The sequence below is a fragment of the Streptomyces globisporus C-1027 genome (genome assembly GCF_000261345.2).
GTDB classification, from domain to species: Bacteria; Actinomycetota; Actinomycetes; order Streptomycetales; family Streptomycetaceae; genus Streptomyces; species Streptomyces pakalii.
Genome location: NZ_CP013738.1, coordinates 5050912 through 5075690, shown reverse-complemented (window position 1 = coordinate 5075690; position 24779 = coordinate 5050912). Strand labels below are relative to the sequence as shown.

At 72.0% G+C, this 24779-nt stretch carries 26 protein-coding genes; 16 read left to right on the top strand and 10 right to left on the bottom strand.

What is annotated here, in order from left to right:
- The first annotated feature begins 71 nt into the window (after window positions 1-71).
- Complete coding sequence (locus WQO_RS22465) at window positions 72-683, top strand: nucleoside triphosphate pyrophosphatase (protein WP_029182094.1); 612 nt, start codon at window positions 72-74, stop codon at window positions 681-683.
- Here the strand turns inward: WQO_RS22465 and WQO_RS22460 are convergent.
- Window positions 664-1098 (bottom strand): hypothetical protein, encoded by a 435-nt coding sequence (locus tag WQO_RS22460; RefSeq protein ID WP_010058525.1) that lies wholly within the window; start codon window positions 1096-1098, stop codon window positions 664-666. The two genes, WQO_RS22465 and WQO_RS22460, sit on opposite strands and share 20 nt — an antisense overlap.
- 353 nt (window positions 1099-1451) lie before the next feature.
- Between WQO_RS22460 and WQO_RS22455 the strand changes: the two genes are divergently transcribed.
- Together WQO_RS22455 and WQO_RS22450 are read left to right on the top strand one after the other, a co-directional pair.
- The gene (locus WQO_RS22455) at window positions 1452-3206 is read left to right on the top strand and encodes an acetyl/propionyl/methylcrotonyl-CoA carboxylase subunit alpha (protein ID WP_010058526.1); all 1755 of its coding nucleotides are present in this window, start codon (window positions 1452-1454) and stop codon (window positions 3204-3206) included.
- 173 nt (window positions 3207-3379) lie between these two features.
- Window positions 3380-3922, top strand: coding sequence for a TetR/AcrR family transcriptional regulator (locus WQO_RS22450; RefSeq protein ID WP_441349757.1), 543 nt, complete (start codon window positions 3380-3382; stop codon window positions 3920-3922).
- A gap of 107 nt (window positions 3923-4029) precedes the next feature.
- Here WQO_RS22450 and WQO_RS22445 read toward each other — a convergent pair whose 3' ends face one another.
- Together WQO_RS22445 and WQO_RS22440 are read right to left on the bottom strand one after the other, a co-directional pair.
- Window positions 4030-4992: a DeoR/GlpR family DNA-binding transcription regulator gene (locus WQO_RS22445; protein WP_073820414.1), complete on the bottom strand. Its 963-nt coding sequence runs from the start codon at window positions 4990-4992 to the stop codon at window positions 4030-4032.
- A 186-nt stretch (window positions 4993-5178) separates the two neighbouring features.
- Entirely contained in the window at window positions 5179-6618 is a 1440-nt protein-coding gene (locus tag WQO_RS22440) for an NAD(P)H-quinone dehydrogenase (RefSeq protein WP_010058529.1), read from the bottom strand.
- 272 nt (window positions 6619-6890) lie between these two features.
- Here WQO_RS22440 and WQO_RS22435 point away from each other — a divergent pair, with 272 nt between their 5' ends.
- The 3 genes from WQO_RS22435 (at window position 6891) to WQO_RS22425 (ending at window position 10210) form a co-directional block, all read left to right on the top strand.
- Window positions 6891-7328 carry a gamma-glutamylcyclotransferase family protein gene (locus WQO_RS22435; protein ID WP_006127099.1) on the top strand — a complete coding sequence of 146 codons (438 nt, stop codon included), beginning with the start codon at window positions 6891-6893 and terminating at the stop codon, window positions 7326-7328.
- A 116-nt stretch (window positions 7329-7444) separates the two neighbouring features.
- Window positions 7445-8269: a purine-nucleoside phosphorylase gene (locus WQO_RS22430; protein WP_010058533.1), complete on the top strand. Its 825-nt coding sequence runs from the start codon at window positions 7445-7447 to the stop codon at window positions 8267-8269.
- Window positions 8270-8569: 300 nt separating this feature from the next.
- Window positions 8570-10210, top strand: coding sequence for a phospho-sugar mutase (locus WQO_RS22425; RefSeq protein WP_010058534.1), 1641 nt, complete (start codon window positions 8570-8572; stop codon window positions 10208-10210).
- A 77-nt stretch (window positions 10211-10287) separates the two neighbouring features.
- Here the strand turns inward: WQO_RS22425 and WQO_RS22420 are convergent, their stop codons facing one another.
- Window positions 10288-10926, bottom strand: a complete 639-nt coding sequence (locus tag WQO_RS22420) for a PH domain-containing protein (protein ID WP_010058535.1) — start codon at window positions 10924-10926, stop codon at window positions 10288-10290.
- Window positions 10927-11060: 134 nt separating this feature from the next.
- Here WQO_RS22420 and deoC point away from each other — a divergent pair, with 134 nt between their 5' ends.
- Genes deoC through WQO_RS22405 form a run of 3 tightly spaced genes read left to right on the top strand, consistent with a single transcriptional unit; the run spans window position 11061 to window position 14384 of the window.
- On the top strand, window positions 11061-12008 hold the full coding sequence (gene deoC, locus WQO_RS22415) for a deoxyribose-phosphate aldolase (RefSeq protein ID WP_010058536.1): 948 nt from the start codon (window positions 11061-11063) through the stop codon (window positions 12006-12008).
- A gap of 5 nt (window positions 12009-12013) precedes the next feature.
- Window positions 12014-13450 (top strand): aldehyde dehydrogenase family protein, encoded by a 1437-nt coding sequence (locus WQO_RS22410; protein WP_010058537.1) that lies wholly within the window; start codon window positions 12014-12016, stop codon window positions 13448-13450.
- Window positions 13443-14384: an aldehyde dehydrogenase family protein gene (locus WQO_RS22405; protein WP_010058538.1), complete on the top strand. Its 942-nt coding sequence runs from the start codon at window positions 13443-13445 to the stop codon at window positions 14382-14384. Before WQO_RS22410 ends, WQO_RS22405 begins: the two co-directional genes overlap by 8 nt.
- Window positions 14385-14473: 89 nt before the next feature.
- Here the strand turns inward: WQO_RS22405 and WQO_RS22400 are convergent, their stop codons facing one another.
- Complete coding sequence (locus tag WQO_RS22400) at window positions 14474-14896, bottom strand: hypothetical protein (RefSeq protein ID WP_010058539.1); 423 nt, start codon at window positions 14894-14896, stop codon at window positions 14474-14476.
- A 63-nt stretch (window positions 14897-14959) separates the two neighbouring features.
- On the opposite strand from WQO_RS22400, the gene WQO_RS22395 reads away from it, so the two are divergent.
- The gene (locus WQO_RS22395) at window positions 14960-15670 is read left to right on the top strand and encodes a hypothetical protein (RefSeq protein WP_073820408.1); all 711 of its coding nucleotides are present in this window, start codon (window positions 14960-14962) and stop codon (window positions 15668-15670) included.
- A gap of 23 nt (window positions 15671-15693) precedes the next feature.
- Here WQO_RS22395 and WQO_RS22390 read toward each other — a convergent pair whose 3' ends face one another.
- Entirely contained in the window at window positions 15694-16713 is a 1020-nt protein-coding gene (locus tag WQO_RS22390) for a hypothetical protein (RefSeq protein ID WP_010058542.1), read from the bottom strand.
- Window positions 16714-17037: 324 nt separating this feature from the next.
- Entirely contained in the window at window positions 17038-17829 is a 792-nt protein-coding gene (locus tag WQO_RS22385; protein ID WP_029182096.1) for a SigE family RNA polymerase sigma factor, read from the bottom strand.
- A gap of 182 nt (window positions 17830-18011) precedes the next feature.
- Between WQO_RS22385 and afsQ1 the strand changes: the two genes are divergently transcribed.
- The 5 genes from afsQ1 to WQO_RS22360 all read left to right on the top strand — a co-directional run bounded on the left by afsQ1 (window position 18012) and on the right by WQO_RS22360 (window position 21801).
- Window positions 18012-18689: a two-component system response regulator AfsQ1 gene (gene afsQ1, locus WQO_RS22380; RefSeq protein WP_006127084.1), complete on the top strand. Its 678-nt coding sequence runs from the start codon at window positions 18012-18014 to the stop codon at window positions 18687-18689.
- Window positions 18686-20215: a sensor histidine kinase gene (locus tag WQO_RS22375; protein WP_010058546.1), complete on the top strand. Its 1530-nt coding sequence runs from the start codon at window positions 18686-18688 to the stop codon at window positions 20213-20215. Before afsQ1 ends, WQO_RS22375 begins: the two co-directional genes overlap by 4 nt.
- Window positions 20212-20850 carry a lipoprotein gene (locus tag WQO_RS22370; protein WP_010058547.1) on the top strand — a complete coding sequence of 213 codons (639 nt, stop codon included), beginning with the start codon at window positions 20212-20214 and terminating at the stop codon, window positions 20848-20850. Before WQO_RS22375 ends, WQO_RS22370 begins: the two co-directional genes overlap by 4 nt.
- A 77-nt stretch (window positions 20851-20927) precedes the next feature.
- On the top strand, window positions 20928-21500 hold the full coding sequence (locus WQO_RS22365; protein ID WP_029182097.1) for a VanZ family protein: 573 nt from the start codon (window positions 20928-20930) through the stop codon (window positions 21498-21500).
- A 94-nt stretch (window positions 21501-21594) separates the two neighbouring features.
- On the top strand, window positions 21595-21801 hold the full coding sequence (locus tag WQO_RS22360) for a PspC domain-containing protein (protein WP_010058550.1): 207 nt from the start codon (window positions 21595-21597) through the stop codon (window positions 21799-21801).
- Window positions 21802-21925: 124 nt separating this feature from the next.
- On the opposite strand, the gene WQO_RS22355 is transcribed toward WQO_RS22360, so the two are convergent.
- Window positions 21926-22225 (bottom strand): hypothetical protein, encoded by a 300-nt coding sequence (locus WQO_RS22355; protein WP_010058552.1) that lies wholly within the window; start codon window positions 22223-22225, stop codon window positions 21926-21928.
- A gap of 135 nt (window positions 22226-22360) precedes the next feature.
- Entirely contained in the window at window positions 22361-23515 is a 1155-nt protein-coding gene (locus tag WQO_RS22350) for an adenosine deaminase (protein WP_010058553.1), read from the bottom strand.
- Window positions 23516-23702: 187 nt separating this feature from the next.
- Between WQO_RS22350 and WQO_RS22345 the strand changes: the two genes are divergently transcribed.
- Window positions 23703-24380, top strand: coding sequence for an alpha/beta hydrolase (locus WQO_RS22345; RefSeq protein WP_010058554.1), 678 nt, complete (start codon window positions 23703-23705; stop codon window positions 24378-24380).
- Between the two features lie 127 nt (window positions 24381-24507).
- Here WQO_RS22345 and WQO_RS22340 read toward each other — a convergent pair whose 3' ends face one another.
- Window positions 24508-24756: a hypothetical protein gene (locus WQO_RS22340; RefSeq protein WP_010058555.1), complete on the bottom strand. Its 249-nt coding sequence runs from the start codon at window positions 24754-24756 to the stop codon at window positions 24508-24510.
- Window positions 24757-24779: the final 23 nt, after the last annotated feature.

Here is a 24779-nt window from a genome sequence, read left to right as displayed (position 1 = left end):
CGAGGTTCCCCGGCACCCCCGGAGCCCCGACCCCGGCATCCGCTGCCGCGGGGCCCGGCGGCCCTTCTACGATGGCGTACATGACTGATCAGCGCCGTCTTGTGCTCGCCTCCGCCTCGCCCGCCCGTCTCGGTCTGCTGCGCCAGGCCGGTTTCGCCCCCGAGGTGATCGTCAGCGGGGTGGACGAGGACGCGCTCAGCGCCCCGACCCCCGCCGAGCTGGCGCTCGTCCTGGCCCGGGCCAAGGCGGCGGCGGTCGCGGAGCGTCCCGAGGCGGCGGGCGCCCTGGTCATCGGCTGCGACTCGGTGCTGGAGCTGGACGGCGAGGCGCTCGGCAAGCCCGCCGACGCCGAGGAGGCCACCGCCCGGTGGAAGGCGATGCGCGGCCGGGCGGGCGTCCTGCAGACCGGGCACAGCGTGATCGACACCGCCTTGGGCCGTACGGCGTCGGCGACGGCGTCCACGGTCGTACGGTTCGGCGAACCGAGCGACGCCGAGGTCGCCGCCTACGTGGCGACGGGCGAGCCGCTGCACGTGGCGGGGGCGTTCACGCTGGACGGCAGGTCGGCCCCGTTCGTCGACTCGATCGAGGGCGACCACGGCAATGTCATCGGCCTCTCGCTGCCGCTGCTGCGCCGGCTGCTGGGCGAGCTGGACGTGTCGGTCACGGAGCTGTGGGTGTGAGCTCGGGGCGCTGGGCCTGAGGCCGGGTCTCAGGCCCGTACGACAGCAGGGTGAGCACCAGCAGGGCCAGCACGACCATCATGAACGCGAAGGCGGCCCAGCCCACCAGGCCGACGGTGACCGCGCCGAGGACGCCGTGCACGACCGCGCAGCCGATCAGGACGATCCGTCCGACGCGTCCGGGTGCGCGGTCGCGTATCCCGGCGATCAGGGCTGTCAGCCCGCACAGGACGAGCAGCAGCCCGGAGACGCCGCCCATCACCCAGGTCCCGGCGGACATGGCGTCCGGTTCCAGGCCGGCGAGCGACATGTTCTGGTTCTCGGCGACCGTGGCCAGGACGGCGTTGATGAGCACGATGCCCACCGCCTCCCCGAACAGCACGAGCGCGGTCACGATCGCCACCGGTCTGCGCATCAGCGTCCCACCCCTGTTACCTCTGGTACGTGCGTAGCGCGGACGCTACTCGCGGGTATTCGTCCGGACAAGAGGTTGGACGGGCCCGGGGGCCGAGCAAAGAATCCACCGGCCGTTCGTAGGGAGTCCACAAAGAAACGCCGTGAGGCGTTGACCCTAGAGACAGAGACCTGGACCACACCGGGTGGTTACTGTGCGGTTGAGGATCCCGGCGTACCGTGGTGCCACAAGGGATTTCACTACTGGGGCAAGCCTCGGATCACACTCCGTGTGGGCAAGCTCACCATTGGGGACAGGTCGTACGGCCGTGTCGGTAGTCCCTAAACTCAGCTTGTTTCGAGGAGGGAGTCATCGTGCGCAAGGTGCTCATCGCCAACCGTGGCGAAATCGCTGTCCGCGTTGCTCGGGCGTGCCGGGACGCGGGGATCGCGAGTGTCGCGGTCTACGCCGAGCCGGACCGGGACGCGTTGCATGTCCGGGCCGCTGACGAGGCGTTCGCCCTGGGCGGTGACACCCCGGCCGCCAGCTATCTGGACATGGCCAAGGTGCTGCAGGCCGCCGCGGACTCCGGGGCGGACGCGATCCACCCGGGGTACGGATTCCTGTCGGAGAACGCGGAGTTCGCCCAGGCCGTCCTGGACGCCGGGCTGACCTGGATCGGCCCGCCCCCGGCCGCCATCCGCGACCTCGGCGACAAGGTCGCCGCCCGGCACATCGCGCAGCGCGCGGGCGCCCCGCTCGTGGCGGGCACCCCGGACCCGGTCGCCGGCTCCGACGAGGTCGTCGCGTTCGCCGAGCAGAACGGCCTCCCGATCGCGATCAAGGCCGCCTTCGGCGGTGGCGGGCGCGGCCTGAAGGTGGCCCGCACCCTGGAGGAGATCCCGGAGCTGTACGACTCCGCGGTCCGTGAGGCGGTCGCGGCGTTCGGCCGGGGCGAGTGCTTCGTCGAGCGCTACCTCGACAAGCCGCGCCACGTGGAGACCCAGTGCCTGGCCGACACCCACGGCAACGTGGTCGTCGTCTCCACCCGTGACTGCTCGCTCCAGCGCCGCCACCAGAAGCTGGTGGAGGAGGCCCCGGCCCCCTTCCTGACCCAGGCGCAGAACGACGAGCTGTACGCGGCGTCCAAGGCGATCCTGAAGGAAGCCGGCTACGTCGGCGCGGGCACGGTCGAGTTCCTCGTCGGCCTCGACGGCACGATCTCCTTCCTGGAGGTCAACACCCGCCTCCAGGTCGAGCACCCGGTCACCGAAGAGGTCACCGGCATCGACCTCGTACGCGAGATGTTCCGCATCGCCGACGGCGAGGAACTGGGCTACGGCGACCCGGCGGTGCGCGGCCACTCCTTCGAGTTCCGGATCAACGGCGAGGACCCGGGCCGCAACTTCCTCCCCGCCCCCGGCACGGTGACGCTGTTCGCCCCGCCCACCGGCCCCGGTGTCCGCCTGGACGCGGGCGTCGAGTCCGGCTCGGTCATCGGCCCGGCCTGGGACTCCCTCCTCGCCAAGCTGGTCATCACCGGCGCCACCCGCGAGCAGGCGCTCCAGCGGGCCGCCCGCGCGCTGGCGGAGTTCCAGGTCGAGGGCATGGCCACGGCGATCCCGTTCCACCGGGCCGTCGTCACCGACCCCGCCTTCACCGCGGACCCGTTCACCGTGCACACCCGGTGGATCGAGACCGAGTTCGTCAACGACATCAAGCCCTTCGCCGCGCCCGCCGAAGCGGACGCGGAGGACGAGGCCGGTCGCGAGACCGTCGTCGTCGAGGTCGGCGGCAAGCGCCTGGAGGTCTCGCTGCCGTCCTCGCTGGGCATGAGCCTGGCGCGTACGGGCCTCGCGGCCGGCGCCAAGCCGAAGCGCCGCGCGGCCAAGAAGGCCGGCTCCGCCGCTTCGGGCGACTCCCTCGCCTCGCCCATGCAGGGCACCATCGTCAAGATCGCGGTGGAGGAGGGCCAGGAGGTCAAGGAGGGCGACCTGGTCGTCGTCCTGGAGGCCATGAAGATGGAGCAGCCGCTCAACGCGCACCGCTCCGGCACCATCAAGGGCCTCACCGCCGAGGTCGGCGCCTCCATCTCCTCCGGCGCTCTGATCTGCGAGATCAAGGACTGACCGCCCGCACGCTCCGAAGGGGCCCGGTCCGCGTCGTCACGACGTGGACCGGGCCCCTTCGTCGCAGTGGCATCCTGGAACCCACGAAGGTCCCGAGGACCGAGGGAGGGGCTAAAGCCATGGCAGGGGCGATCCCGATGGACGCGAGCACGGCACAGCCGACGGCCCGGCCGATGCGCGCGGACGCACGCCGGAACCACGACCGGCTGGTGGGCGAGGCGCGCAGGTCCTTCGCCGAGCACGGTACGGACGCCTCGCTGGAGGACATCGCCCGGCGGGCGGGCGTGGGCATCGGCACCCTCTACCGGCATTTCCCGAACCGGGACGCCCTGATGAACGCGGTCTTCCAGGACGCCCTGTGCTCACTCCTGGACCGCTCCCGCGAACTGGCGGCGGCGGAGGCCCCGTGCCGGGCGCTGGTGGACTGGCTGGGCGCGATCATCACTCATGCGGGTGAGTACCGCGGCCTGGCCCACTCCCTGATGTCCGCCTCGCGCGACGAGACGTCGGCCCTGGTGCAGTGCCACCTGCCGCTGAGGGAAGCGGGCGCGGGGCTGCTGCGGCGGGCCCAGGAGAGCGGGTCCGTACGGGACGACGTCTCCATCGACGACCTGCTCCAGCTGACGAACGCGATCGCACTGGCGGCCGAACAGTCCCCGGACGACCCGGAGTTGGCGGACCGTCTGCTGCGCCTGACGCTGCGCGGGCTGAAGTAGCCGTGCCTTCCGGGGCTCCGCCCCGGACCCCGCTCCTCAATCGCCGGAGGGGCTGACATGCGAACTCCGGAGCGGGGTCCGGGGGCAGCGCCCCCGACGCGCCCCCCCTACCGCCGCCGCAGATCCGCCACCCGCGCCCGCTGCTCGCCCGAGACGTCCGCCAAGGCGGACGCGCTGCGCAACTGCGGCCCGAGGCCGCCGTTCTGCGTGCGCCGCTGGCCGGGCAGGGGCATGTCCCTCCGAGGGCGGCCCCCCGGAGGGGGCCCGTCCCCGCCCGGCGCGTCCGCGTCCGGACCGGCCACCGTGACCTCCACCCCCTGATCGGCCAGGGACTGGAGCTCGGCGGCGGCCCGCTCGTCGTGGAGCGGGGGCTCGTCGGTCACCAGGCGGGTGATCAGTTCGGTGGGCACCGTCTGGAACATGGTGTCCGAGCCGAGCTTGGTGTGGTCCGCCAGGACGACCACCTCCGCGGCGGCGTGCACGAGTGCCCGGTCGACGCTGGCCGAGAGCATGTTGGAGGTGGACAGGCCACGCTCCGCCGTGAGGCCGCTCCCGGAGAGAAAGGCCCGGGATACCCGCAGCCCCTGGAGGGACTGCTCGGCCCCGCTGCCCACCAGCGCGTAGTTGCTCCCGCGCAGGGTGCCGCCGGTCATGACGACTTCGACCCGGTTGGCATGGGCCAACGCCTGCGCCACCAGCAGGGAGTTGGTGACGACGGTCAGCCCGGGAACCCGCGCGAGCCGGCGGGCCAGCTCCTGCGTGGTCGTTCCGGCGCCGACCACGATGGCCTCGCCCTCGCCGACGAGGCCGGCGGCCAGGTCGGCGATCGCGGTCTTCTCCGCGGTGGAGAGATGGGATTTCTGCGGAAAGCCGGACTCCCGCGTAAAACCGCCCGGCAAGACCGCACCGCCGTGCCGGCGGTCGAGGAGTCCTTCTGCCTCCAGTGCCCGCACGTCCCGCCGTACGGTCACTTCGGAGGTCTGGACGACGCGGGCGAGCTCACGGAGCGATACCGCCCCGTTGGCGCGCACCATTTCGAGGATCAATTGACGACGTTCTGCAGCGAACACGAAACTGACAGTAACCTGGCCGCCGGTGAGTTTTCAGCAGTTTGCGCCGAATAACAGAAGTTGTACTTCAAAGGGGCCTCCCAGTGGTATAGGAGGCCCCTTCGTTGTTCGGGGGTGATCGCGAAGCGGTCGCGGCACCACGCGATCTGTCGGCGTTTGGCGGGAGTTGCCCGGCTTTCCGGGTCCTCAGCCCTCGCCGGTGAGCTTGCGGGTGTGCAACTGCCGGGCCACTTCGGCGATCGATCCGGACAGGGACGGGTACACGGTGAAAGCGTTTGCGATCTGTTCCACCGTCAGATTGTTGTCGACCGCGATCGAGATCGGGTGGATCAGCTCGCTGGCGCGCGGCGCGACCACGCAGCCGCCGACCACGATGCCCGTACCGGGACGGCAGAAGATCTTGACGAAGCCGTCGCGGATGCCCTGCATCTTCGCGCGCGGGTTGCGCAGCAGCGGCAGCTTGACGACCCGGGCCTCGATCTTGCCCGCGTCGACGTCGGCCTGGCTGTAGCCGACGGTGGCGATCTCCGGGTCGGTGAAGACGTTGGCGGAGACGGCCTTGAGGTTCAGCGGGGCGACCGCGTCGCCGAGGAAGTGGTACATCGCGATCCGGCCCTGCATCGCGGCGACCGAGGCCAGCGCGAAGATCCCGGTGACGTCACCGGCCGCGTAGACGCCGGGGGCACTCGTACGCGAGACCCGGTCGGTGAGGATGTGCCCGGACTCCTTGAGCCGTACGCCGGCCTCCTCCAGGCCCATGTTCGCGGTGTTCGGGATCGCGCCGACCGCCATCAGGCAGTGCGAGCCGGTGATGACCCGGCCGTCGGCGAGCGTCACCTCGACCCGGTCGCCGACCCGCTTGGCGGACTGGGCGCGGGAGCGGGCCATGACGTTCATCCCGCGGCGGCGGAAGACGTCCTCCAGCACGGCGGCGGCGTCCGGGTCCTCGCCCGGCAGCACCCGGTCACGGGAGGAGACGAGGGTGACGCGGGAGCCGAGCGCCTGGTAGGCCCCGGCGAACTCGGCGCCGGTGACACCGGATCCGACGACGATGAGCTCCTCGGGCAGCTCGTCGAGGTCGTAGACCTGGGTCCAGTTCAGGATGCGCTCGCCGTCGGGCTGCGCGTCCGGGATCTCCCGGGGGTGACCGCCGGTCGCTATCAGCACCGCGTCGGCGGTCAGCCGCTCCTCGGTGCCGTCGGCGGCGGTGACGACGACCTGCCGGGAGCCGTCGGCGGCCTGGAGCCCGTCGAGCCGGCCCCGGCCGCGCATCACGCGGGCGCCGGTCCGGGTGACGGAGGCGGTGATGTCGTGGGACTGGGCGAGCGCGAGGCGCTTGACCCGGCGGTTGACCTTGCCGAGGTCCACGCCGACGACCCGGGCGGCCTGCTCCACGTGCGGGGTGTCGTCGGCGACGATGATGCCCAGTTCCTCGTACGAGGAGTCGAAGGTGGTCATCACCTCGGCCGTCGCGATCAGGGTCTTCGAGGGCACGCAGTCGGTGAGGACCGAAGCTCCGCCGAGGCCGTCGCAGTCGACGACGGTCACCTCCGCGCCGAGCTGGGCACCCACCAGGGCCGCCTCGTAGCCGCCGGGGCCGCCGCCGATGATCACGATCCGGGTCACGAAAAGTCCGCCTCGCGTTGTGTAACCCGCGGCCGCCTGCCGCCCCGGCCGGGGGTCCGGGGGATCGCCCCGGGGGAATGCAGTACGTACTCCATTGTCCCGCACGCGCCAAGGTGCTTCGCCCCGGGGCCCTCCATACGGGAACGAGCCCCCGGAACGGGCGCCGCACCCGCCCCTCACCCCTGCTCCCACTCCCCGCCCCCACTCCCCCGACCGGGGCCTTCGTCACAGGAACCGCCGCTCCCGCCCCCACCTCCCGTACCCTCGGACCCATGTCGCTCTACGCCGCGTACGCCGGCAACCTCGACGCGCGGCTGATGACCCGCCGCGCCCCGCATTCCCCGATGCGCAGCACCGGCTGGCTCAACGGCTGGCGACTGACCTTCGGCGGGGAGCAGATGGGCTGGGAGGGGGCGCTGGCCACCGTGGTGGAGGCGCCGCGCTCCCAGGTCTTCGTCGCGCTGTACGACCTGGCGCCCATGGACGAGGACTCCATGGACCGCTGGGAGGGTGTCGGCCTCGACATCTACCGCCGGATGCGCATCCGGGTGCACACCCTCGACGGCGAGGAGCCGGCCTGGATCTACGTGCTCAACGGGTACGAGGGCGGGCTGCCCTCGGCACGCTATCTGGGCGAGATCGCCGACGCCGCCGAGTCCGCGGGCGCCCCGCACGACTATGTGATGGAACTGCGCAAGCGCCCCTGCTGACCAGGGCGGACGACATCCCGTCCGACCCCTCTTCGTACAAAAGCACGAACGCCTCGTGCGCGTCTTTGCGCCAGTGCATCTACGCGCGTAGGGATTCAGCGGTTACGCTCGTCGGCGTGAACGCATCTGTTATTCCGGACAACATCCAGGGCGACCCGCAGGCAGCCGCCGCCGGGGCCGCCGCCCGCCTGCGCGAGCTGACCGGCGCCGAGACCCATGACGTCGCCCTGGTCATGGGCTCCGGCTGGGCGCCCGCGGGCGAAGCACTCGGCGTTCCGGAGGCCGAGTTCCCCGTGACCGAGCTGCCCGGCTTCCCGGCGCCCGCCGTCGAGGGCCACGGCGGCACGGTCCGCTCGTACAAGATCGGCGAGAAGCGTGCCCTGGTCTTCCTCGGCCGCACGCACTTCTACGAGGGCCGGGGCGTCGCCGCCGTCGCCCACGGGGTCCGTACGGCGGTGGCCGCGGGCTGCAAGACCGTCGTCCTGACGAACGGCTGCGGCGGTCTGCGCGAGGGCATGCGCCCGGGCCAGCCGGTCCTGATCAGCGACCACATCAACCTGACGGCCGCCTCGCCGATCATCGGCGCCAACTTCGTCGACCTGACCGACCTGTACTCCCCGCGGCTGCGCGCGCTGTGCAAGGAGATCGACGACACTCTCGAAGAGGGCGTGTACGTCCAGTTCCCCGGCCCGCACTACGAGACCCCGGCCGAGATCAACATGGTCCGGGTCATGGGCGGCGACCTGGTCGGCATGTCCACGGTCCTGGAGGCCATCGCGGCCCGCGAGGCGGGCGCCGAGGTACTCGGCCTCTCCCTGGTCACCAACCTGGCGGCGGGCCTCTCCGGAGAACCCCTCAACCACGAGGAGGTCCTCCAGGCGGGCCGCGACTCGGCGACCCGGATGGGCGCGCTGCTGGCAAGGGTGCTGGAGCGCATCTAGAGCCGAGCCCGGCTTTCCGGGCCGGCCGCCTTTCCCGCCTCTCCGGCGGCCCGACCAGTTCATCCCGCGCCCGAGGACCGGGCCGCTTCCGTTCCTCCCGCGCTGCAGGACCGGGCCGCTTCCCTTGCTCCCGCGCTGGAGGACCGGGCCCACTTCCAACCCCTCCCCGCACTGGAGGACCGGGCCCACATCCGGCCCCCTCCGGCGTTTGAGGAGCGGGGTCCGGGGCGGAGCCCCGGCGTCCACCCACCCGCACCGCCCCACCACCACCACACCGCACACCCCCGAAAGGCGGCCCCCGTGCAGCACGACCTCATCGCGCAGGCCAGGACCTGGCTGGCCGAGGACCCCGACCCCGAGACCCGCGACGAGCTGGCCGCCCTCATCGATGCGGGCGACACCGCCGAGCTCGCCGCCCGTTTCGCCGGCACGCTCCAGTTCGGCACCGCCGGACTGCGCGGCGAGCTCGGGGCCGGCCCGATGCGGATGAACCGGTCCGTGGTGATCCGGGCGGCGGCGGGCCTCGCCGCCTACCTGAAGGCCCAGGGGCAGGAGGGCGGGCTCGTCGTCATCGGCTACGACGCCCGCTACAGGTCGGCGGACTTCGCGCGCGACACCGCCGCCGTGATGACCGGCGCCGGACTCCGCGCCGCCGTGCTCCCCCGCCCGCTCCCCACCCCCGTACTGGCGTACGCCATAAGGCACCTGGGCGCCGTCGCCGGTGTCGAGGTCACCGCAAGCCACAACCCGCCCCGCGACAACGGCTACAAGGTCTACCTCGGTGACGGCTCGCAGATCATGCCCCCCGCCGACGGCGAGATCGCGGCCGCCATCGCCGCGGTCGGCCCGCTGGCGGGCGTCGTACGCCCCGAGGACGGCTGGGAGACCCTCGGCGAGGAGGTCCTGGACGCCTACCTCGCCCGTACGGACGCGGTCCTGGCCTCCGGCAGCCCCCGTACCGCGCGCACGGTCTACACGGCGATGCACGGCGTCGGGACGTCGGTGCTGACGGCGGCGTTCGCCCGCGCCGGGTTCCCGGAGCCGGTCCTCGTCACCGAGCAGGCCGAGCCCGACCCCGCGTTCCCCACCGTCGCCTTCCCCAACCCGGAAGAGCCCGGCGCGATGGATCTCGCGTTCGCCACCGCGCGCCGGGCCGCGCCGGACCTGATCATCGCCAACGACCCGGACGCGGACCGCTGCGCCGTCGCCGCGCCCGACACCTCCGTGGAGGGCGGCTGGCGGATGCTGCGCGGCGACGAGGTGGGCGCGCTGCTCGCCGCGCACCTGGTGGAGCGGGGCGCGAGCGGCGTCTTCGCTGAGTCCATCGTGTCGTCCTCGCTGCTCGGCCGGATCGCCGAGAAGGCGGGCCTCGGCTACGAGGAGACGCTGACGGGCTTCAAGTGGATCGCCCGGGTGGACGGCCTGCGGTACGGCTACGAGGAGGCGCTCGGGTACTGCGTCGACCCCGAGGGCGTCCGCGACAAGGACGGCATCACCGCAGCCCTGCTCGTCGCCGAGCTCGCCTCCGTACTCAAGGAGCAGGGCCGTACGCTGCTGGATCTGCTGGACGACCTGGCGCTCGCGCACGGCCTGCACGCCACCGACCAGCTCTCGGTGCGGGTGGAGGACCTGTCGGTCATCGCGGACGCCATGGCCCGGCTCCGCGAGCAGCCCCCGACCGCCCTGGCCGGCCTCGCGGTCACCTCGGCCGAGGACCTGTCGCAGGGCACGGACCGGCTGCCGCCCACCGACGGGCTGCGCTACCAGCTGGAGGGGGCCCGGGTGATCGTCCGCCCGAGCGGCACCGAGCCGAAGCTGAAGTGCTACCTGGAGGTCGTCGTCCCGGTGGCGGACGCGGCCGGGCTGCCCGCCGCGCGGGCCCGGGGAGCCGAACTGCTCGCCGGGATCAAGCGGGACCTGGCGACGGCGGCAGGCATCTGACGGACCGATTCCGCACACGCCGAGGGGCCGGCACCCCGCCCGGGGTCCCGGCCCCTCGGCGTCCGGTGGCGTCGGCGTCAGCCCACCGCCACCAGCACCACCAGCAGGACGGCCCCCGCGACGGCCGGGGCGATCACCTCGTACGCCCAGCGCACCGAGCCCCGGTCCACGCCCTCCGGAGTCGTGTCACCGGCTCGCTCGGCGATGTCCCGCAGATCGCGGACGGTCTGGTCGGCCGAGCCCGTGCGCCCGGCGGAGTCGCGGACGTCGGCGCTCACCGACGTACGGCCGTAGGGGTCGTCGTGCGCCGCCCGGGCCGCGCTGCGCGCCGCGCGCTTGCGGGCGCGCAGGGAGACGGGGATCGCCCAGAGCTGGTACTTCGTACCGTCCTGGGCGAGCAGTTCGGAGGAGTACGAGGCCCGTACGTCGGCGACCTCGGTCCAGGGGAGCTGGATCGTCCGGAACGGGTTGCGGACCCGGATGCGCTCGTCGTTCGCGAAGACGGCGGGCCGCAGGGTGAACGCCACCACCAGCGGCACCACGAGGAGCAGCGCGGCCAGCGCGAGCCACGGCGTGCGCCCCTCGCCCCGGATCATGGCGTCCCCGGCCATCCAGGCGATCAGCAGGAGCAGCAGCGACCCGCAGACCAGCGCGGCCACGGAGCGGTAGGTCCGGTCCGCGTGGGGCGGCTCTGCGGGGGGTGTGGGGCTCGTCATGGGGCCGATTCTGCCCGATGGGCGTCCGGCCCGGCGGAGCGCCCGCCCGCGCTCGCGCCCCCGGGCCGGAACGCACGGATCGCCCGGCCCCCTGTACAGGTCGCTACGCGCGTAGATATGCTCCTCTGGTGACCATGCCCACCACTGCTCCCGCATTTGCCGACGCGACGGCGTCCGACAGTGCGCTGCGCCGCTTCCTGTTCGGGTTGCCCGGCGTCGACGCCGTCGGCCTCGAAGCGCGCGCCGCCTCCCTCGGAACCCGTTCGATCAAGACGACGGCCAAGGCGTACGCCATCGATCTCGCCATCTCGATGATCGACCTGACGACGCTGGAAGGCGCGGACACCCCGGGCAAGGTCCGGGCTCTCGCCGCCAAGGCCGTCAATCCCGACCCGACCGACCGCACGACCCCGCGCACCGCGGCCGTCTGCGTCTACCCCGACATGGCGGCCACCGCGGCCGCCTCGGTCGCCGGTTCCGGCGTGAAGGTGGCGTCCGTGGCGACCGCCTTCCCGGCGGGCCGTGCCGCGCTGGACGTCAAGCTCGCGGACGTCCGCGACGCCGTGGCGGCCGGGGCCGACGAGATCGACATGGTGATCGACCGGGGGGCGTTCCTCTCCGGCCGGTTCCTGAAGGTGTACGAGGAGATCCTCGCCGTGAAGGCGGAGTGCGGCCCCGCCCGCCTCAAGGTGATCTTCGAGACCGGCGAGCTGTCCACGTACGACAACATCCGCCGGGCCTCCTGGATCGGGATGCTGGCGGGCGCGGACTTCATCAAGACCTCGACCGGCAAGGTGGCCACCAACGCCACCCCCGCCAACACCCTCCTCATGCTGGAGGCGGTCCGGGACTTCCGGGCGGCCACCGGCGTGCAGATCGGCGTGAAGCCGGCCGGCGGCATCCGCACCACCAAGGACGCGGTGAAGTTCCTGGTCCTGGTGAACGAGACGGCGGGCGAGGACTGGCTGGACCCGCACTGGTTCCGGTTCGGCGCGTCCAGCCTGCTCAACGACCTGCTGATGCAGCGCCAGAAGCTCAGCACCGGCCGTTACTCCGGCCCCGATTACGTGACGGTGGACTGATAGCCATGGCATCCGCATTCGAGTACGCACCGGCGCCGGAGTCCCGTTCCGTCGTCGACATCGCCCCGTCGTACGGGCTGTTCATCGACGGGGAGTTCACCGAGGCCGCCGACGGCAAGGTCTTCAAGACCGTCTCGCCGAGCAGCGAGGAGGTCCTCTCCGAGGTCGCGCAGGCGGGCACGGCGGACGTGGACCGGGCCGTGAAGGCGGCCCGCAAGGCGTTCGAGAAGTGGTCGGCGCTGCCCGGCTCCGAGCGCGCCAAGTACCTGTTCCGGATCGCCCGGATCATCCAGGAGCGCAGCCGTGAGCTGGCCGTCCTGGAGACGCTCGACAACGGCAAGCCCATCAAGGAGACCCGCGACGCGGACCTCCCGCTGGTCGCCGCGCACTTCTTCTACTACGCGGGCTGGGCGGACAAGCTCGACCACGCGGGGTACGGGGCGAACCCCCGTCCGCTGGGCGTGGCCGGCCAGGTCATCCCGTGGAACTTCCCGCTGCTGATGCTCGCGTGGAAGATCGCCCCGGCGCTCGCCACGGGCAACACGGTGGTCCTGAAGCCGGCCGAGACGACGCCGCTGAGCGCGCTCTTCTTCGCGGACATCTGCCGCCAGGCGGGACTCCCCAAGGGCGTCGTCAACATCCTCACCGGCTACGGGGACGCGGGCGAGGCGCTCGTCACGCACCCGGACGTCAACAAGGTGGCCTTCACCGGTTCGACCGCCGTCGGCAAGGCCATCGCCCGCTCCGTCGCGGGTACGGACAAGAAGGTCACCCTGGAGCTGGGCGGCAAGGGCGCGAACATCGTGTTCGACGACGCCCCGATCGACCAGGCCGTCGAGGGCATCGTCACCGGGATCTTCTTCAACCAGGGCCAGGTCTGCTGCGCGGGCTCCCGGCTGCTGGTCCAGGAGTCGGTCCAGGACGAGGTGCTGGACGCGCTCAAGCGCCGGCTCTCGACCCTCCGCCTCGGCGACCCGCTGGACAAGAACACCGACATCGGCGCGATCAACTCCGCCGAGCAGCTCGCCCGGATCACCTCCCTGGTCGAGACGGGCGAGGCGGAGGGCGCGGAGCGCTGGAGCGCCCCCTGCGAACTGCCCTCCTCCGGTTACTGGTTCGCCCCGACGCTCTTCACGAACGTCACCCAGGCGCACACGGTGGCCCGGGACGAGATCTTCGGCCCGGTCCTCTCCGTGCTCTCGTTCCGCACCCCGGACGAGGCGGTCGCCAAGGCCAACAACAGCCAGTACGGCCTCTCGGCGGGCATCTGGACGGAGAAGGGCTCCCGCATCCTCGCGGTGGCCAACAAGCTCCGCGCGGGCGTCGTCTGGGCCAACACGTTCAACAAGTTCGACCCGACGTCGCCGTTCGGCGGTTACAAGGAGTCGGGCTTCGGCCGCGAGGGCGGCCGCCACGGCCTGGAGGCGTACCTCGATGTCTGATCAGAACCGTCTTGGCGTCTTCAAGACCTACAAGCTGTACGTCGGGGGCAAGTTCCCCCGCTCCGAGAGCGGCCGGGTGTACGAGGTGACGACGAAGACATCAGCCGCTGGCGCGGCGGGCAAGGGCCAGTGGCTGGCCAACGCTCCGAAGTCCTCCCGCAAGGACGCGCGCGACGCGGTCGTGGCCGCGCGCAAGGCGTTCGGCGGCTGGTCGGGCGCGACCGCGTACAACCGGGGCCAGGTCCTCTACCGCGTCGCGGAGATGCTGGAGGGCCGCAAGGAGCAGTTCGTCCGCGAGGTGGCCGCCTCCGAGGGGCTGTCGAAGTCCAAGGCGGCGGCCGCGGTCGACGCGGCGATCGACCGCTGGGTCTGGTACGCGGGCTGGACCGACAAGATCGGCCAGATCGCGGGCGGGGCCAACCCGGTCGCGGGCCCCTTCTTCAACCTCTCCACCCCGGAGCCGACGGGCGTCGTCGCGGTCCTGGCGCCGCAGAAGTCGTCGTTCCTCGGGCTGGTCTCGGTGATCGCCCCGGTGATCGCCACCGGCAACACGGCGGTCGTCATCGCCTCGGCGGACGCCCCGCTGCCCGCGCTGTCGCTGGGCGAGGTGCTGGCCACCTCCGACGTACCCGGCGGTGTGGTCAACATCCTGTCGGGCGTCACAGCGGAGATCGCCGCGCCGCTCGCCGCCCACCAGGACGTCAACGCGATCGACCTGACCGGCGCGGACGCCGCGCTGGCGAAGGAGCTGGAGATCGCGGCGGCGGACAACCTGAAGCGCGTCCTCCGTCCACAGCCTGTGGACGCGGACGGCACGTCGGACTCCGAGGACTGGCCGGCCTCCCCCGGCACGCACCGTCTGACGGCGTTCCTGGAGACCAAGACGGTCTGGCACCCGACGGGCGCACTGGGAGCAGCGGGCTCCTCGTACTGAGCAGGGACCTCCCGCCAGGTACCCGAACGGGGCCGCCCTCCCACCCCGGGGCGGCCCCGTTCGCGTGTCCGTATCCGTGCCCGCGTGCGTCAGCCGGTGACGAGCTTGGTCACCGGACCCACCACGGGCAGGTCACTCAGCGAACCGCCGCTGGTGATCGGGTCGGTGACGATGGCGGTGGTCACCGGCTTGAAGTCGGCGATCTGGGTGCCCACGGCGTTGTCCAGCGGGTCCACGCCGGTGTTGGCCAGCGGGTGCAGCTGAAGGTCGGTGATCGGGGCGAGGCTGCTCGCCACCGAGGTGCCGAGCGCGCCGGTCACCGCGGGTCCGGCCGACTCGGTGACCGCCTGCACGGCGGAGACGCCCTGCTCGGGGATCTCCGCGACCGGAGGCAGCTGGGGGGCGGCCTGTGCGGAGCCCGCACCGGCCCCCAGCGCGGCCCCCAGCGCGGTGAAGGTCAGACCGGCGCGCAGCAGGACGCGACGTTCGGGCTTACGTGCATGAAGTGCCATGTTTTTCCACCTGATCGAGCCTGGTCGGGTAATCGTCCGTACGCGCAGAGTAGTTGAGGTGTGATGCTGGATACCAACAGGAGGCCCGAGGGGTCCCCTGCGCGGGTCAATGCCTCACACTTCTGTTCTGTGAGTTCCCAACCGATCCCGACCCGCGTCGTGCTGCTCGCGGGCCCCTCCGGCTCCGGCAAGTCCGTCCTCGCCGCCCGCACCGGCCTTCCGGTGCTGCGCCTCGACGACTTCTACAAGGAGTACGACGACCCGACGCTGCCCCGGGTCCCCGGCTCGACGGACATCGACTGGGACTCCGCCGGGTCCTGGGACGCGGACGCGGCGGTGGCCGCGATCGCCGAGCTGTGCCGGCGAGGCCGTACGGACGTTCCGGTGTACGACATCGCGACCAGCTCCCGTACGGGGCACGAGACCTTCCACATCGAGCGCTCGCCACTGTTCGTGGCGGAGGGCATCTTCGCGGCGGACATCGTGGAACGCTGCCAGGAAACAGGCCTGCTCGCGGACGCGCTCTGCCTGCGCGGCCGCCCGACCACGACCTTCCGCCGCCGGCTGCTGCGGGACCTGCGCGAGGGCCGCAAGTCGGTCCCGTTCCTGCTGCGGCGCGGCTGGCGGCTGATGCGGGCCGAGCGGCGCATCGTGGCCCGTCAGACGGCGCTGGGGGCGTATCCGTGCGGCAAGGAGGAGGCGCTGGGGCGGTTCGCCGCGGCGGCGGCGGGGCGGTATCGGCGGGCGAGCGTGGGAGCGCCGGTCCCGGAATAGGACGGACGCCCCCGTGCTCGCGCTCAGCCGGTTGCGGGGGTGGCGCAGCCGAAGGTCTTGGTGGCGGCCTTCATGAAGGGGGCGAAGTACGCGTCCCTCCGGGGAAGGTCCGCGTGGCGCTTGCTCGCCTCCAGGTACTGCTGCCCCGACTCCATCGCCAGGTAGAGAGGGCCGCTGCCGACACAGGGCAGGATGAATCCGACCCCCTTGTCGACGATTTCGGCTTCCCGGCCGTCCGGCGCCCGGCCCTTCTCCGTACCCGGGAACTTCCGCAGGGCGTCGATGAGCAGCGGGTCCGTGGTGGCGGTGTACTTCATGAAGCCGTCACCACGGACGAAGCCACTCGTCTCGTCGTCCAGGGTCAGCTTGCAGAACCACAGGTCGGCGGGGGCCTTCTGCTCCTCTTCGAGCACCTTCGTCCCGGCCGGCGCCTGCCCCTCCACGGTCAGGCCGTCCAGGCCGCACACCTGCGCTTCGGAGACCGGGCGCGCGGCATCGGAGCGGGGAGAGATGAGCGTTCCGGGCTTCTCGGGGAGGTCACCGCACGTGGCCCGGGCCGCGATGGTCCGTGCGGTGTCGGTGGCCAGGGCGGCAAAGGCGGTGCGGTCGGCGGCCGGTTCGTCAACGCTGAACTCGGCGACCACCGGCCGGTCGGTCCAGCACTTCTCGGGCAGCATGACCCACGCTTTGTACGCATTGGCCCCGCCGGTCACCTCGCCGGTGAAGTACGAGGCGCCCGGCGGGTAGGGCTCGCCTTCGAACGCCAGTGGGTCATAGCCCCGTGCCCCCCAGAGCCGGACACTCAGCCCGCTCGCGCCGGAACCGAGGACGACGGACGACTTCTCGACCCCGCACCGCGTATCCGTCAGGTCGTCGCCGTCCAGCCCGCCCCCTTCGGCGTCCAGGCGCCCGGACCCCGGAAGGACGGCGTCCGCCTTCTCCGCCGAGACCAGGTCCCCGCAGAGCCGATCCGCCGTCAGCACATTGGTGTTGCGCCAGACGTGCAGCAGCCCCGCGATCACCACGACGACGACGGCGGCCACGACCGCCCAGATCTTCCACGCCGGTCGCGTACGGCCTGCTGCTCCTGCTGTGCTCACGTGCTCGCTTCCTGGTTCGCGGGGCCGGGAACAACGGCGCCGGCCACACCGTAACGGTCAGGGCACACGGACAGCGGGGCCGTACAGGACCCCCCGGCCCGTACGACCCCGCTGCTTTCCCGTTTCCCCCGTGGCCCGCGCCTCCCCCGAAGCGATGGGCCTTTCCCCGTACTCCCCCGTTTTCCCCCGGGTCCCCTCGGTCCCCGTTTTCCTGCTCCCCCGTGTTCCCCCGTGGCCCCCGCCTCCCCCGAAGCGGAGGGCCCTGCCTCAGGCCACCAGCTCGCCGAAGGACTCCTGCTCGTCACGTCCGAAGCTGAGGACCTCGTCCTCGCGCAGCCGGCGCAGGGAGCGCCAGATGCTCGACTTCACCGTGCCGACACTGATGTCGAGGATGGACGCGATCTCCGGGTCGGTGCGGCCCTCGTAGTACCGCAGGACCAGCATCGTGCGCTGGAGTTCGGGCAGCCGGGCGAGCGCCTGCCACAGCACCGCCCGCAGCTCCGTGCCGCGCATCGCGTCCGTGTCGCCCACCGTCTCCGGCAGCTCCTCGGTCGGGTATTCGTTGAGCTTGCGCCTGCGCCAGGCGCTGATGTGCAGGTTGGTCATGGTGCGGCGCAGATAGCCGCCGACGGCCGCCTTGTCGCTGATCCGGTCCCAGGCCCGGTACGTCGAGAAGAGGGCGCTCTGCAGCAGGTCCTCGGCCTCGAACCGGTCACCGGTCAGGTGGTAGGCGGTGGCGTACAGGGAGGCCCGTCGCTCCTGGACGTAGGCCGTGAACGCCGCTTCGGCGTCCGCGTTCTCCGCCCCCGTGGTGCGATCCCCCGTGGCCTTCCCGTACGCGCTTCCCCCGTTGCCCCCCACATCCCCCGTGGGTGCGTCAACCACCGTCATGTACATCGAACGCGGCTGCTCCGCGGTCGACTGCGACGGCAGATGCTGACGCCCGGCGCTCCGAACACACCCCCGTACGTTCGTCACACCGGACTTCTCGCTGCTCCGCCCGATGTCGTGGAGGCGCGTCACAACTGCGCTTGAGCTGGTGCTGTGCAGTGCGTTCATCTCGCGCCCCCTATCGGTGGAGTCCGTTCGTTCCTTGCTGACCAAGAGCTTGCCGGGGCAGTTTCATGGCGCTGTCCCCCGACTGTCACAGGCCTGTCACAGGGGCGGTTGCGGCCGTGCCCGGACAATCGGACGGGACCACAGGTCGAACTGAAGCGCCACCATGGGCCAGAATGACGCTCGTGCCTTTCCTGTTGCTGATCGAGGACGACGACGCCATCCGCACGGCCCTCGAACTCTCGCTGTCACGCCAGGGCCACCGTGTGGCCACCGCGGCGACGGGAGAGGACGGTCTGGAGCTGCTGCGCGAGCAGCGGCCCGACCTGGTCGTGCTGGATGTGATGCTGCCCGGGATCGACGGTTTCGAGGTGTGCCGGCGAATCCGCCGCACCGACCAGCTGCCGATCATTCTGCTGACCGCGCGCAGCGACGACATCGACGTCGTGGTGGGACTGGAGTCCGGCGCGGACGACTATGTGGTGAAACCCGTCCAGGGCCGGGTGCTGGACGCCCGGATCCGGGCGGTGCTGCGCCGCGGGGAGCGCGAGTCGACCGACTCGGCGACCTTCGGCAACGTGGTGATCGACCGCTCCGCCATGACCGTCACCAAGGACGGGGAGGACCTGCAGCTCACGCCGACCGAGCTGCGGCTCCTGCTGGAGCTGAGCCGCCGGCCGGGACAGGCCCTGTCCCGGCAGCAGTTGCTGCGGCTGGTCTGGGAGCACGATTATCTGGGCGACTCCCGTCTGGTGGACGCCTGTGTGCAGCGGCTGCGCGCGAAGGTGGAGGACGTGCCGTCCTCGCCGACCCTGATCCGTACGGTGCGGGGCGTGGGCTACCGGCTGGACTCACCTCAGTGACCGAGACCGCCAAGCGGTCCCCGCGTGCGGGGCTGCGCTGGACCAGTCTGCGCATGCGGCTCGTCGTGGTGTTCGCGCTGGTGGCGCTGGTGGCCGCGGCGTCCGCCTCGGGCATCGCGTACTGGCTCAACCGCGAGGCCGTGCTGACCCGTACGCAGGGCGCCGCGCTCGATGACTTCCGGCGGCAGATGCAGGAGACGGCGGCGGCGCTGCCGACGCGGCCGACCAAGGACGATCTCCAGCGGGCGGCCGGGGAGATGGCGTCCAGCAGCCCGGGCTACAGCGTGCTGCTGGAGGCCGAGCGCGAGCGCGGCAAGCCGATCGTGGGCTACTCCGACCTGGACACCTTCACCCGGGCCCACGTGCCGGACTCGCTGCAGCAGCAGGTGGCCCGCAAGCAGCCGCTGACGTCGAGCAACGAGCACGAGTACCACCTGTTCTGGCAGCGTACGAGCATCGCGGGGACGCCGTATCTCGTGGCCGGTACGCGGATCATCGGCGGCGGCCCGACCGGTTACATGCTCAAGTCCCTCGACCAGGAGCGGCAGGACCTCAACTCGCTGGCCTGGTCACTGGGGATCGCCACCGCCCTCGCGCTGGTCGGCTCGGCGCTGCTCGCGCAGGCGGCCGCGACGACGGTGCTGCGCCCGGTGCAGCGGCTCGGCGACGCGGCCCGCAAGCTCGGCGAGGGCAAGCTCGACACCCGGCTCGTGGTCTCCGGCACGGACGAACTGGCCGATCTCTCCCGTACGTTCAACCGGACGGCGAGCTCGCTGGAGAAGAAGGTCGCGGACATGAGTGCGCGGGAGGAGGCGAGCCGGCGGTTCGTCGCCGACATGTCGCACGAGCTGCGTACGCCGCTGACCGCGATCACCGCGGTGGCCGAGGTGCTGGAGGACGAGGCGGACACCCTCGATCCGATGATCGCGCCGGCCGTGCACCTGGTGGTCAGCGAGACCCGGCGGCTGAACGACCTGGTGGAGAACCTCATGGAGGTGACCCGCTTCGACGCGGGCACGGCCCGGCTCGTCCTGGACGACGTCGACGTGGCCGACCAGGTGACCGCGTGCATCGACGCGCGGGCCTGGCTGGACGCGGTGCACCTGGACGCGGAGCGCGGCATGATGGCCCGGCTCGATCCGCGCCGGCTGGACGTGATCCTGGCCAACCTGATCGGCAACGCCCTCAAGCACGGCGGTTCGCCGGTGGGCGTCCGGGTGCGGACCGAGGGCGAGGAGCTGGTCATCGAGGTACGGGACCACGGTCCGGGCATCCCCGAGGACGTGCTGCCGCACGTCTTCGACCGGTTCTACAAGGCGAGCGCCTCCCGGCCGCGGTCGGAGGGCAGCGGGCTCGGCCTCTCCATCGCCATGGAGAACGCGCACATCCACGGCGGTGACATCTCGGCGGCGAACTCCCCGGACGGCGGTGCCGTGTTCACGCTGCGGCTGCCGCGTGACGCCGAGAGGATCGTACGGAACGACGAACCGGGCGCGGGCGCACCGGGCGAGGACGGGGCGACGTGAAGCGCGACGATGTCACGTACCGGAGGCGGAGCCCGCTGCGGGGGCGTTCCGCGGTCTCCCTGGCAGGCCTGCTGGCGGTCGCGGCGCTGGTCTCCGGGTGCGGGATCCGGACGACCTCGGTGCCGGTGGACGCGGGGGCCGCTCCCTCCCGGGTGCCGTGCCGGCTCTCCGCCTCCGACGTGGCCACCCGGTCGCCGGACAGTGTGAGCGCCGAGGTGTATCTGGTGTGCGCCTCGCAGCTGGTCACCGTGGACCGGCCGATGCCGGCGGACGCGGTCGGCGCCGAGCCGGTGGAGGTGGCCCGTGCTCTGCTGAACGAGGTCCAGGAGGCGCCGTCCGCGGGCGAGCGGAGGGCCGGGTTCACCACGGCGGTCCCGGCGGGGCTGCGGGTGGATCCGTCCCGGAGCGGCGATCCGGCGGGCACCCTGCGGCTGAGCAGCCAGCCGGAGGACCTGTCGGCGGAGGCGCTGGCCCAGCTGGTGTGCACGTACGCGGAGAGCGAGTCGCTGGTCCGGGACGGTTCGGTGGTGCTGGGCGGGCCCGGGGACTACCCGCCGCGCGGCTATCTGTGCACCTCGCAGACGAAGTCCCGGCCGGGGGACCTGGCCACGCCGGACGCGCTCCGGCTGGACTGACGCGGGCCCTGCCGGGAGCGTTCGTACGCAGTCACCCTCGACCGTACGGAACCGATCCTGCCGGTCGTGGCGTCTTGGTGGGCGTGCGTCACAGTTCGGACGGCCAGACCGTCATCCCCTTGCGCGCGGCGGGCATCACCCTCCTGATCGCACATCTCCTGTTCGTCGGGTGGCTGACGCTGCGCCCGCTGGACGTCCCCTGGATCACGGCGGCGAATTTCGAGCCGCTCGCCGGGATCAGGGCGGACCTCGCGCTGGGACCGGCCGAGGCGGCCCGCCGGATCGGTGGGGCGCTGGTGCTGCTGGCCCCGCTCGGGGTGCTGCTGCCGATGGCCGGGGGCCGGATCTTCGTCTCCCCCTGGGTCTCGCTGCTGCGTACGGTCGCCGCCGGGGCGCTGATCTCGCTGGCCATCGAGCTGGGGCAGACCGGGGTGCCGGGGCAGGTCGTCGACATCGACTCGCTGCTGCTGAACACCACCGGGGTGGTCCTGGCCCATCTGCTGGTCGTGCCGGTCTGCCGGGCGCGGCTGCGCCGCCGGGGGCTGCCGGGGGTGCGGGACCTGCCCCACCGCCGCCACGAGACCCGACTCGGGGACGAGGCCCCTCAGGGATCGACCCCGACGATTACCGGGGTCGGCCTCGCCCCGTAGAGCGATGCTTTGTCCCCCGTCGCGGCGGCACCATGGATACATCGGGGAGCAGAGAAAGCTGCTCCTCCCGCTACGGTTCGCGAAGGAGCCCACCATGGCCGCACTTGTCCGCCCCCGCGAAGGCCGCATGATCGGCGGAGTGTGCGCGGGCCTCGCCCGGCGCTTCGGTACGTCGGCGAGCACGATGCGCGTGATCTTCGTCGTGTCCTGCCTGCTGCCCGGTCCGCAGTTCCTGCTCTATCTGGCGCTGTGGGCGCTGCTGCCCTCGGAGAAGTCCACCTCTTCCGCGACGGCCTGGTGACGCGCCGGACCACGGGGAGCGAGAAGCCGGACGAGAACGCGCCGTGGGGCGCACACCCTGGACCAGGGTGTGCGCCCCACCGGCATGTGCGGGTGCGCGCCGGATCCCGGCGCGCGGGCGCGGATCAGCCGCCGAGCGGGATCCCGTTGGCGGTGAGGCCCTGGGTGGGCAGTCCGCCGAGCAGACCGGTGACCGGGGCGGCCGCGTCGGTGGCCTGGCCGCCGAGGACCTTGCCGACGGTGTCCTGGACCGGCGCGTTCTGGACCGACTGCGCGACGGTGTCCAGCGCCATCGTCGAGACGGGGAGCGCCCCGGCCGCGGCGTCCAGCGGCAGCGCGGGAGCGGCGGAGGCGCTGCCGGCGGCGGCAGCGGCGAAAGCGGCACCGAGAGCGGCGACACCGAGAGTCTTGGCAGACTTCTTCATGGAGAATTCATCCTTGGGGAAGGGGATGTGAGCGGCTCTGCAAACTAGCCAGCCCACCGCCCGATCCGCAAACATCCCGACACGCGGGAAAAGGGCCGGGAAACCGTTTCCCGACCCCTTCACCTGATGCGTCACTCAGCTCCCGGAGACCGCAGAACTGCTGGTCACAGCGGTCTGACGGAAGAGCCACTCCGACTTCAGCTCGGCATATCCGGGCTTGATGACGTCATTGATCATCGCGAGACGTTCGTCGAAAGGAATGAAAGCTGATTTCATCGCATTGACTGTGAACCACTGCATGTCGTCGAGCGTGTATCCGAAGGTCTCGGTCAACAGCTCGAATTCCTGGCTCATGCTGGTCCCGCTCATCAGCCGGTTGTCCGTGTTCACCGTGATGCGGAAGTGCAGTTTGCGCAGCAGTCCGATCGGGTGCTCGGCGTACGAGTCGGCGGCGCCGGTCTGGAGGTTGGAGGTCGGGCACATCTCCAGCGGGATGCGCTTGTCCCGTACGTAGGAGGCGAGGCGGCCGAGGGAGACCGAACCGTCCTCGGCGACCTCGATGTCGTCGATGATCCGCACCCCGTGGCCGAGCCGGTCGGCGCCGCACCACTGGAGGGCCTGCCAGATCGACGGCAGGCCGAAGGCCTCGCCCGCGTGGATCGTGAAGTGGTTGTTCTCGCGCTTGAGGTACTCGAACGCGTCGAGGTGGCGGGTGGGCGGGAAGCCGGCCTCGGCGCCCGCGATGTCGAAGCCGACGACGCCCTGGTCGCGGTAGCTGTTGGCCAGCTCGGCGATCTCCAGGGCGCGGGCGGCGTGCCGCATCGCGGTGAGGAGGGCGCCGACGCGGATGCGGTGGCCGTTGGCGCGGGCGATGCGCTCGCCCTCGCGGAAGCCCGCGTTGACGGCCTCGACGACCTCTTCGAGGGTCAGGCCGCCTTCCAGGTGCTGCTCGGGGGCGTAGCGGATCTCGGCGTAGACGACACCGTCCTCGGCGAGGTCCTCGGCGCACTCGGCCGCCACGCGGAACAGCGCGTCACGGGTCTGCATGACGGCGCAGGTGTGGGCGAAGGTCTCCAGATACCGGGGCAGCGAGCCGGAGTCGGCGGCCTCGCGGAACCAGATGCCGAGCTTGTCCGGCTCGGTCTCGGGGAGGGAGTCGTAACCCTGCGCGCGGGCCAGCTCGACGATGGTGCCCGGCCGCAGGCCGCCGTCGAGGTGGTCGTGGAGCAGCACCTTGGGGGCGCGCCGGATCTGGTCGGAATCAGGGACATTCGGGGTCTGGCTCGTCATCTTCGCACTCTAGCGCCTACGCGCGTAGAGCGCCGGTTGTCGATGCGTAACGGTGACCGGAAAGTCGGGTGGAGTACACCTGCTCTTCTGAGACTGTTCTGTCATGGGACAGCGCGCACTCCCCCTGCCCGCAGCCAGGCTGGGACGGGCCGTTCGGACGGCCGGAGCAACCGACGAGGTCAGCGGCGTGGTTCTGCTGCTCCCGGACGGCGAGGCCGACTCGCACCGCCGCCCCTCCACCCTCTCGTACGCGATACAGCTGCCGTTCGCCCGCGCCCTGGCCCGCGCCGGGGAGGGCGACGGGCTCGCGGTGCACGTGCTGCGCTACCGCTGCCGGGGCTGGAACGCGGACGGCGCGCATCCCGCCGAGGACGCAGCGTGGGCGGCCGACGAGGTCCAGCGGCTCTACGGCGACGTCCCGGTCTGCCTGGTCGGCCACGGGGTGGGCGGGCGGGCCGCGTTGCGGGCCGCCGGGCACGGTGCGGTCACCTCCGTCCTGGCGATGGCCCCCTGGCTGCCGGACGCGACGGCGGCCGGACCGGAGCCGGTGAAGCAGTTGATGGGGCGGCGGGTGCTGATCGTGCACGGCACCAACGACGAGCGCACCGACCCGGAGCTGTCCTACCGGCTGGCCGAGCGGGCGAAGAAGGCCAACCGGGACACCTGCCGCTTCGAAGTCCACTCCGACGGGCACGCGTTGCGCCAGCACCGCTCCGAAGTGGTCGCGCTGGCAGCCGACTTCGTCCGGGGCTCGCTCTTCGCCCGGTCCTACGCCCGCCCGGTCGCGGACGCGCTCGCCGCACCGCCGCCGCTGGGGCTGCGGATGCCGCTGGCCGCCGGGTTCGGGCGGTCGCTGCGGCACTGAGGGGGCGTCGGGGCGGGGTGGGGTCAGGCACAGGATCGGGGCGGGCGCCGGGGCAGGGTGGGCGTCAGGCCTGGTGCCGCCGTGCGAGTCCGCGGCGCAGGCTGCCACCGCCGGGCCGGAGCCGGCGTCAGGCCGTCCGCCGCCGTGCGAGCCCCCGGAGCAGCAGCACGGTGGCCGCCCACACGGCCGCGCATCCGGCGGCGGCCAGCAGCAGGGCGAGCCACACGGTGTCCGTGGCGGCGGTGGCGGCCAGGGCGGCTGCCACCAGGGTCGCCGCCATCACCACGACGACCTGTGCCGTGGGGGTGTCCGTGGCGCGCGTGGCGCGGCGGCGGTGCAGCCACCCCGCTCCCCGCAGGAAGACGGCCCCGACCACGCCTGGTCCCCTCGGCCTCGCCC